The 8,084-nt window shown below is 70.0% G+C and carries 6 protein-coding genes and 1 pseudogene; 4 read left to right on the top strand and 3 right to left on the bottom strand.

Features of this window, described 5'->3' with window-relative positions:
• The 3 genes and pseudogenes from FUT87_RS14220 to ylqF all read left to right on the top strand — a co-directional run.
• Nucleotides 1-1,308 (top strand): annotated as a pseudogene (locus tag FUT87_RS14220) (multicopper oxidase domain-containing protein); the annotation flags it as partial.
• A 90-nt stretch (nucleotides 1,309-1,398) separates the two neighbouring features.
• Nucleotides 1,399-1,806: a copper-binding protein gene (locus FUT87_RS14215; RefSeq protein WP_091727379.1), complete on the top strand. Its 408-nt coding sequence runs from the start codon at nucleotides 1,399-1,401 to the stop codon at nucleotides 1,804-1,806.
• A 150-nt stretch (nucleotides 1,807-1,956) separates the two neighbouring features.
• Nucleotides 1,957-2,976: a ribosome biogenesis GTPase YlqF gene (gene ylqF, locus FUT87_RS14210; protein ID WP_147241430.1), complete on the top strand. Its 1,020-nt coding sequence runs from the start codon at nucleotides 1,957-1,959 to the stop codon at nucleotides 2,974-2,976.
• On the opposite strand, the gene FUT87_RS14205 is transcribed toward ylqF, so the two are convergent.
• The gene (locus FUT87_RS14205; protein ID WP_254783452.1) at nucleotides 2,970-3,587 is read right to left on the bottom strand and encodes a trimeric intracellular cation channel family protein; all 618 of its coding nucleotides are present in this window, start codon (nucleotides 3,585-3,587) and stop codon (nucleotides 2,970-2,972) included. The genes ylqF and FUT87_RS14205 overlap by 7 nt on opposite strands.
• 128 nt (nucleotides 3,588-3,715) lie before the next feature.
• Here FUT87_RS14205 and htpG point away from each other — a divergent pair, with 128 nt between their 5' ends.
• Nucleotides 3,716-5,608 carry a molecular chaperone HtpG gene (gene htpG, locus FUT87_RS14200; RefSeq protein ID WP_147241429.1) on the top strand — a complete coding sequence of 631 codons (1,893 nt, stop codon included), beginning with the start codon at nucleotides 3,716-3,718 and terminating at the stop codon, nucleotides 5,606-5,608.
• Nucleotides 5,609-5,624: 16 nt separating this feature from the next.
• Here the strand turns inward: htpG and FUT87_RS14195 are convergent, their stop codons facing one another.
• Together FUT87_RS14195 and FUT87_RS28825 are read right to left on the bottom strand one after the other, a co-directional pair.
• Complete coding sequence (locus FUT87_RS14195; protein WP_147241428.1) at nucleotides 5,625-6,623, bottom strand: serine/threonine protein kinase; 999 nt, start codon at nucleotides 6,621-6,623, stop codon at nucleotides 5,625-5,627.
• A 74-nt stretch (nucleotides 6,624-6,697) separates the two neighbouring features.
• Nucleotides 6,698-7,822: an HTH domain-containing protein gene (locus FUT87_RS28825; protein ID WP_186830535.1), complete on the bottom strand. Its 1,125-nt coding sequence runs from the start codon at nucleotides 7,820-7,822 to the stop codon at nucleotides 6,698-6,700.
• Nucleotides 7,823-8,084: the final 262 nt, after the last annotated feature.

Below are 8,084 nucleotides of genomic sequence, written 5' to 3'. Positions count from 1 at the left end.
GCCCGCCCAGCGCGACACGCCCGACACCGCGCCGCCGCTGACGCCGCCGGACGGCCGGCCCTACAACCCCGTCGTCACCCTCAACGGCTGGACGCTGCCCTGGCGCATGCGCGACGGCGTCAAGGAATTCCACCTCGTCGCCGAGCCGGTCCTGCGCGAACTCGCGCCGGGCTGCACCGCCCACCTGTGGGGCTACAACGGCCAGTCGCCCGGCCCCACCATCGAGGTCGTCGAAGGCGACCGCGTGCGCATCTACGTCACCAACAAGCTGCCCGAGCACACCAGCGTCCACTGGCATGGCCAGCGCCTGCCCAACGGCATGGACGGCGTCTCCGGGCTCACGCAGCCCGCGATCAAGCCGGGCGAGACCTTCGTCTACGAGTTCATCGCCCGCCGGCCCGGCACCTTCATGTACCACCGCATGCGGACGAGATGACGCAGATGGCGATGGGCATGATGGGCTTCTGGGTCACCCATCCGAAGGCGCGACACCCGCAGATCGCCGAGGTGCAGCGCGACTTCTGCTTCCTGCTCTCCAGCTACGACATCGACCCCGGCAGCTACACGCCGCGCACGATGACGATGACCGACTTCAACCTCTGGACCTGGAACAGCCGCGTCTTCCCCGGCATCGACACGCTCAACGTGCGCCAGGGCGACCGCGTGCGGGTGCGGATCGGCAACCTCACGATGACCAACCACCCCATCCACCTGCACGGGCACGAGTTCGAGGTCACCGGCACCGATGGCGGTCCGGTGCCCAGGTCCGCGCGCTGGCCCGAGGTCACCACCGACGTCGCGGTGGGCCAGATGCGGCAGATCGAATTCATCGCCGACGAGCCCGGCGACTGGGCCATCCACTGCCACAAGAGCCACCACACCATGAACGCCATGGGCCATGAAGTCGACACGCTGATCGGCGTCGACCACCGCGGGCTGGCCGCGCGCATCAACAAGGTCATCCCCGACTACATGGCGATGGGCGAGCGCGGCATGGCCGACATGGCCGAGATGGAGATGCCGCTGCCGGAGAACACCATCCCGATGATGGCCGGGCGGGGGCCGCATGGCGCGCTGGAGATGGGCGGCATGTTCAGCGTCCTCAAGGTCCGCAAGGACCAGAAGCCCGGCGACTACCGCGATCCGGGCTGGTACGCCGCGCCGCGCGGCACGGTCGCTCGCGCGGTCGATGCCCCGCTCGGAGCGCCGTCGGCTCCCGCACCGAGGACCGCTGCGCCCTCGTCGGCGCCCGCGCCCGAACCGCTGCGCGTGCGCAAGCCCGATGGCCACGGCCATCAAGGCCATTGACCCATTGCTCATCACAACATCGGCGCGCGATCCGCGACGTGCGATCCGCGCGCCGTCGACCTCGATTCAAACGCTCACCAGGAGATCACCATGAACCGTTTTCCCACCCTCCTTGCCGCCATCGCGCTGAGCGTGATCGCCGCGGCCTCGCCCGCGCGCGCTCAGCATGAAGGGCACGAGGGCCATGAGGGCCACGGCCAGCCCTCGCCTGCTGCCTCGCCGGCCGCGAGTGCCGACGCCACGGCGTCGTCGCAGGACTGGATTGCCGCCGAGGTCCGTCGTGTCGACGCGGCGCAGCAGAAGTTGACGCTCAAGCATGGCGAGATCCGTCATCTGGACATGCCGGGCATGACGATGCCTTTCAAGCTGGCGCCTGGTGTGCTGAGCGCTGCGCAGCTGACGGCGATGAAGGCTGGCGACAAGGTCGAGGTGCGCATCGAGTCGCGCGACGGTGCCCCGACGATCGTTGAGCTTCGCCCGGCGCCGGCCCCGAACTGAGGCACGACTTCGGCGCCCGCCTCGGTGGTTCGGGGACGGCAGGGCGCGGGGTCTTGGCGCTTGCCGCCAAGGCCCTGCGCTCTGGCGGCCAAGCGCTCGCCCGCGGCAGGTGGAACACACCCCCCACCAGATCACCGACAATCCCGCCCCATGGCGATTCAATGGTTTCCCGGGCACATGCACAAGACCCGGGGCGCGATCCGCGAGCGCATGAAGAGCGGCATCGACGTGGTCATCGAGATGCTCGATGCCCGCGTGCCCGCGAGCAGTGCCAATCCGCTGATCGCGCAGCTGACGGCCGGCCGGCCGGCGCTGAAGCTGCTCAACAAGCAGGATCTGGCGGATCCCGCCCGCACGGCGGAGTGGCTGGCCTTCTACCGCTCCCGTCCGGACACGCAGGCGGTGGCGATCCACCAGGGTCAGCCCGGCCTGGCCAAGCTGATGGCGGCCGAGTGCCGCGCGCTGGCGCCGCACCGGGGCGGGCTGGACAAGCCGCTGCGGGTGCTGATCTGCGGCATTCCCAACGTCGGCAAGTCGACGCTGATCAACACGATTGTGGGCAAGCGTGCCGCCGCCACCGGCGACGAACCGGGCATCACCAAGATCGAGCAGAAGATCCTGCTCGACAAGGGCGTCTACCTCTTCGACACCCCGGGCATGCTGTGGCCCAAGATCCGCGTGCCCGAGGCTGGCATCAACCTGGCCGCCAGCGGCGCGGTCGGCCGCAATGCCTTCGAGGAGGAGGTCGTCGCGCTGGACCTGTTGGGTTATCTGCGCCGGCACTATCCGCAGTCGCTCAAGAGCCGTTACCAGCTCGAGCCGGACGCCAGCCTGCTGGACGGCGAGGTGCTGGCCTTGATCGGCAAGCGGCGCGGCGCGGTGCTGTCGGGGGGGCGCATCAACACGCAGAAGGCGGCCGAGATCCTGCTGTACGACCTGCGCCAGGGGCAGCTTGGTCGGATCACGCTGGAGACGCCGGCGGAATTCGCCGAATGGACCGCGGCGGCCGAGGCCGCCGAAGCGGCCAAGCTGGCGGAGAAGGAAGCCCGCGCCGCGCTGGCCAAGCGCGGCACGCGTGACGCGGACGCGTCCGGCGACGAGGACGAGGACGAGGACGAGGACCCGGACGACGACCTCGACGAAGACGACGGCGGCGACCGCCGTCAGTGAAGCTGCAGCATCTGCAGCGCCGGCAGCTGCCAACCGAAGTACAGCGCCGCCAGGCGTAGCGCGGCCACCCCGACCATCCCCAGCACGAAGGCCCAGCGCATCGGCAAGCCCATCGCCTTGAGCGCGAAGTACAGCGCGATGCCGCCGATCGCCGCCGTCGCATAGATGTCCTTGCGCAGCAGCAGCGGCGCCTGGCCGCTCAGCAGGTCGCGCAGCACGCCGCCGCCGCAGGCGGTCAGTGTGCCCATCAGCAGCGCGGGCATCGGCCTCACGCCGTGTTCCTCGGCGATCTCCGTGCCGCAGAGCGCGAACAGCGCCAGGCCCAAGGCGTCCGCGATCTTGAGCACCGCGATCGCATGCCCCGGGAAGGGGCCGACCACCAGCGCCGCCAGCGCGCTGGCCACGATCACCAGCAGGTAGCGGGTGTCCTTCATCCAGAACACCGGATGCCGGTTCAGCAGCAGGTCGCGCAGCGTGCCGCCGCCGACCGCCGTCATCGCCGCGATGACCAGCAGCCCGAACAGGTCCAGCCCGGCCTGCATCGCGGCCAGCGCCCCGCTGACGGCGAACACCGCCACGCCCAGCAAATCGAACCAGTAGATCATCGGCATAGGGCCGGGAGTGTAGAGGCGGCCCCTTGAAATCGGCGCCGCCGCGCCCATGTGCCCCGCCGCGATAATCCGCCCCCAATCGGGGTGGCGCTCCCACCCGTTTCTCTCATCCACCCTTCTTTCGAACGATGGACAAGCAAACTCATTCCTTCCAGGCCGAGGTCAAGCAGATCCTGCATCTGGTGACGCACTCGCTCTACTCGAACAAGGAAATTTTCCTGCGCGAGCTGGTCAGCAACGCCTCCGACGCCTGCGACAAGCTGCGCTTCGAGGCCCTGGATCATCCCCAGTTCCTGGAAGACCAGCCCAACCTCGAGGTCCGCGTCTCCTTCGACGCCGAGGCCCGCACCGTCACCATCAGCGACAACGGCATCGGCCTGTCCGCGGAAGAAGCCATCGCGCACCTGGGCACGATCGCCAAGAGCGGCACCCGTGAGTTCATGGCCAAGCTCGAGGGCGACCAGAAGAAGGATGCGCACCTGATCGGCCAGTTTGGCGTGGGGTTCTACTCCGGCTTCATCGTCGCGGACCGCATCACCGTCGAGTCTCGCCGTGCCGGCCTGCCGGCCGACCAGGGCGTGCGCTGGAGCTCCGAAGGCACCGGCGATTTCGAGGTCGAGACCATCACCAAGCCGGGCCGCGGCACCGATGTGATCCTCCATCTACGCGAGGGCGAGGATGAATTTCTCAAGACCTGGCGCCTGAAGTCGACGATCGCGAAGTATTCCGACCACATCTCGCTGCCCATCCTGATGCGCAAGGAGGAGTGGGACGCGGAGAAGGCGACGCAGGTCCTCAAGGACGAGTGGGAGCCGGTGAACAAGGCCTCCGCGCTGTGGACGCGCTCCAAGAGCGACATCACCCAGGCCGAGTACGACGCGTTCTACCAGCAGATCAGCTACGACACCGAGCCGCCGCTGGCCTTCACCCACAACCGCGTCGAGGGCCGCAGCGAATACACGCAGCTGCTCTACATCCCGGCCAAGGCCCCCTTCGACCTGTGGAACCGCGACAAGCGCGGCGGTGTGAAGCTGTACGTCAAGCGCGTCTTCATCATGGACGACGCCGAGGCGCTGATGCCGGTCTACCTGCGCTTCGTCAAGGGCGTGATCGACTCGGCCGACCTGCCGCTGAACGTCAGCCGCGAGCTGCTGCAGGAAAGCCGCGACGTGAAGGCGATCCGCGAGGGCTCGACCAAGCGCGTGCTGTCGATGCTGGAGTCGCTGGCCAACAGCGAGGACGCCGCCGAGCGCGACAAGTACGCCCGTTTCTGGACCGACTTCGGCCAGGTGCTGAAGGAAGGCGTCGGCGAGGACCATGCCAACCAGGAGCGCCTGGTCAAGCTGCTGCGCTTCGCCTCGACGCATGCCGACCAGAACGTCTCCTTCGCCGACTATGTGTCGCGCATGAAGGAGGGCCAGGAGGCCATCTACTACATCACCGCCGACAGCCTGGCCGCCGCGAAGAACAGCCCGCAGCTGGAGATCTTCCGCAAGAAGGGCATCGAGGTGCTGCTGCTGACCGAGCGCGTCGACGAGTGGATGCTGTCCCACCTCTACGAGTTCGAGGGCAAGTCGCTGCAGTCGGTCGCCAAGGGCGCGGTCGACCTGGGCCAGCTTCAGGACGAGGAAGAGAAGAAGAAGGCCGAGGAAGCCGCCGAGCAGTTCAAGCCGGTGCTGGACCGCCTGAAGACCGCGCTCGAGGGCCGCGCCAAGGACGTGCGCGTGACCACCCGCCTGGTGGACTCGCCGGCCTGCGTGGTCGTCGAGGAGGGCGACATCAGCGGCCATCTGGCCCGCATGCTCAAGCAGGCCGGCCAGACCGCGCCGACCGCGTTGCCGACGCTGGAGATCAACCCTGACCATGCGCTGGTGAAGAAGCTCGGCGCGATCGAGGGCGACGAGCCGCGCTTCGGCGACCTGGCGCAGGTGCTGTTCGACCAGGCGCTGCTGGCCGAGGGTGGCGTGCTGGAGGACCCGGCCGCCTACGTGCGCCGCGTCAACGCGCTGCTGCTGGGCTGAGCGCCGTCAGCAGCGGTCAGAAGCGCTCGGCGGCCACCTGCATGGCCTCGAGCTGCTCGCGCAGCTTGACGACCTGGTCGCTCCAGTAGTTGGGCGTCCCGAACCACGGGAAGGCCAGCGGGAAGGCCGGGTCGTCCCAGCGCCGCGCGAGCCAGGCGCTGTGGTGGATCATGCGCTGCGTGCGCAGCGCCTCCACCAGGCGCAGTTCGCGCCAGTCGAATTCGCGCACGCTCTCGTAGCCGTCCAACAGCGCGTCGCGCTGGATCCGCGCCGCTTCCGGATCGCCGGACAGCAGCATCCACAGGTCCTGCACCGCCGGCCCCTGGGCGGCGTCGTCGAGGTCGACGAAGTGCGGGCCGCGGTCCGGCGTCCACAGGATGTTGCCGGGGTGGCAGTCGCCGTGCAGCCGCAGCGAGCGCCGGTCCGGCAGGCTGTCGAAGGCGGCGTCGATCGCGTCGATGCAGCGCGCCGCGGCATCGTGCCAGTGGGCCGAGAGCTCCGGCGGCAGGGTGTCCTGGGCGCGCAGCCAGTCGCGGGCATCGCGCGACGGCGCGGCGCTGTTCCAGGCGAGCCGCGCGTGGAAGGGCTGGGCCTGGCCGACGTCGTGCATGCGCGCGAGGAAGCGGCCGATCCAGCGCAGCACCTCCGGGTCCTCGAGCTCCGGCGCCCGGCCGCCCTGGCGCGGCGTGACCGCGAAGCGCTGGTCCTGGAAATGGCCCAGGGTGCCGGTGGCGCCGTCGATGGTCAGCGTCAGCGGCGCGACCACCGGGACCTCGGCCGCGGCCAGGGCCTGCGCGAAGGCGTGTTCCTCCAGGATCTGCGCATCGGTCCAACGGCCGGGCCGGTAGAACTTCGCGACCACCGCCGCGCCGTCCTCCAGATGCGCCAGCAGCACGCGGTTCTCGTAGGAGTTCAGCTGCAGCAGGCGGCCGTCGGGGCGCAGGCCCGCGTGCTCGAGGGCATCGAGCATCAGCTCGGGCGTCAGGAGGCCGAACCCGGCCGTCGTGTCAGTCATGGAGTCGCGGAGGCAACGAAAACGGCGCCGGAGCGCCGTCGTGTGTCCTCGAGGAAGCGGAGCAGGCGCGTAGCTTAGCGCCGCCCGTAGCGCGGCGAATCGACGACCACGCCGCCGATGTCGGCGTCCGGCGATTCGCCGGGCAGGGGCGGGAAGTCGTGGCCGAACTGGGACTCCCGGCCGAGCTGCGAGTCGCGGAAGCCGCTGGCCTCGTGCGCGCCGGCGCGCGGCCGGTAGCCGCGGGTGCGGGGTTCGGCGGGCGGCAGCGGGGCCATGGCGGCGGACATCGGGGCGGCCATCGGCGGCAGGGGCGCGTGCATCGACTCGCCGCCGCCGAAGGCGTCATAGCGGCTGTCGGGCGCGAAGAAGGAATCGCTGAAGACGGGCGAGTCGTTCCACAGCGTGTTGCGCGCGGCCGGGGCCACCGGTGCCGCGCGCCGCGCCGCGGCGGCGCTCGCGACCGGCGCATGCGCGCTGGCGCGCGGCATCGGCGCCATGCTGGCGCGGCTGCCCTGGTTGCTGTAGGGCACGAGCAGCTGCAGCTCGGTCGCGCTGGGGAGCTGGTCGACCGAGGTGCGGAGGTAGCGGATCCGGCACGCGGCCAGCACGGCCTGCTTGATCTGCAGGCTGCGGGACGAGCCGGGGCGGTCGGTTTCCAGGTCGATGGCGGCCAGCACGCGGCCGTTGGGGCTGCAGATGGCGAAGTTCACGCTGATGCCGCCCAGCAGCTCATACCAGTAGCGGACGTCGCGGGCCTCGGTCGGCTGGCAGAAGCGCACCACCGGCAGCTTGCACATCACGACGTGGTGGGGGAGTGCTTCGCGCAGCAGGCGGAAGACGCGGCGTTCATCCGCGCTGAAGACCGGGCGCGGGCTCAGCGACCACTCGGTGGGCAGCGGCTTGCGCTCGCGCCGGGGGCGCCGCAGCAGCAGCGCGGCGAGCAGTCCCAGGCCCAGGGCCAGCGCCTCGTCCTCGCTGAACATCAGCGGCGGCAAGCGGAAGCCGGTCGCCAGGCGGTAGCCGCCGAAGCGGCCGCGCTCGCGGTCGACGGGGATGCCCAGCGCCTCCAGCGCCACGATGTAGCGCCGCACGGTGCGGCGCTCGACCTGCAGCTCGGCGGCGATGGCGGCGCCATCGAGCTGTCCGCGCGATTGCAGCAGCTCAAGCAAGGCCAGGATCCGGGAGGCGGGGAGCGACATGCCGGCGAGTCTACGGCCCCTGCGTTCGATATAGGGCTGGATCCGTCCTATATCGGCCCTAGGCTGCGTGCCATTCCGCGCCTCGTGCGCTGCCTGGGCGCCACAGCCGCCCTCCAACCAGGAGACCCTCGAATGAATCCCGCCGATCTGACGCTCTACTTCGCCCTGGTGCTCGGCATCGTGCTGATCCCCGGCATGGACATGGCCTTCGTCGTCGGGCACAGCCTGACCGGTGGACTGCGCGCGGGCCTGGCGGCGCTGG

It is taken from the genome of Mitsuaria sp. TWR114, from assembly GCF_007997345.1.
The sequence above is the reverse complement of the archived record's forward strand: the minus strand, read 5'-3'. Positions and strand labels throughout refer to the sequence as shown.

Coding starts and splice junctions, on each gene's coding strand:
- FUT87_RS14215 (WP_091727379.1), top strand. CDS start 1,399: ATGAACCGTTTTCCCACCCTCCTTGCCGCCATCGCGCTGAGCGTGATC.
- ylqF (WP_147241430.1), top strand. CDS start 1,957: ATGGCGATTCAATGGTTTCCCGGGCACATGCACAAGACCCGGGGCGCG.
- FUT87_RS14205 (WP_254783452.1), bottom strand. CDS start 3,587: ATGCCGATGATCTACTGGTTCGATTTGCTGGGCGTGGCGGTGTTCGCC.
- htpG (WP_147241429.1), top strand. CDS start 3,716: ATGGACAAGCAAACTCATTCCTTCCAGGCCGAGGTCAAGCAGATCCTG.
- FUT87_RS14195 (WP_147241428.1), bottom strand. CDS start 6,623: ATGACTGACACGACGGCCGGGTTCGGCCTCCTGACGCCCGAGCTGATG.
- FUT87_RS28825 (WP_186830535.1), bottom strand. CDS start 7,822: ATGTCGCTCCCCGCCTCCCGGATCCTGGCCTTGCTTGAGCTGCTGCAA.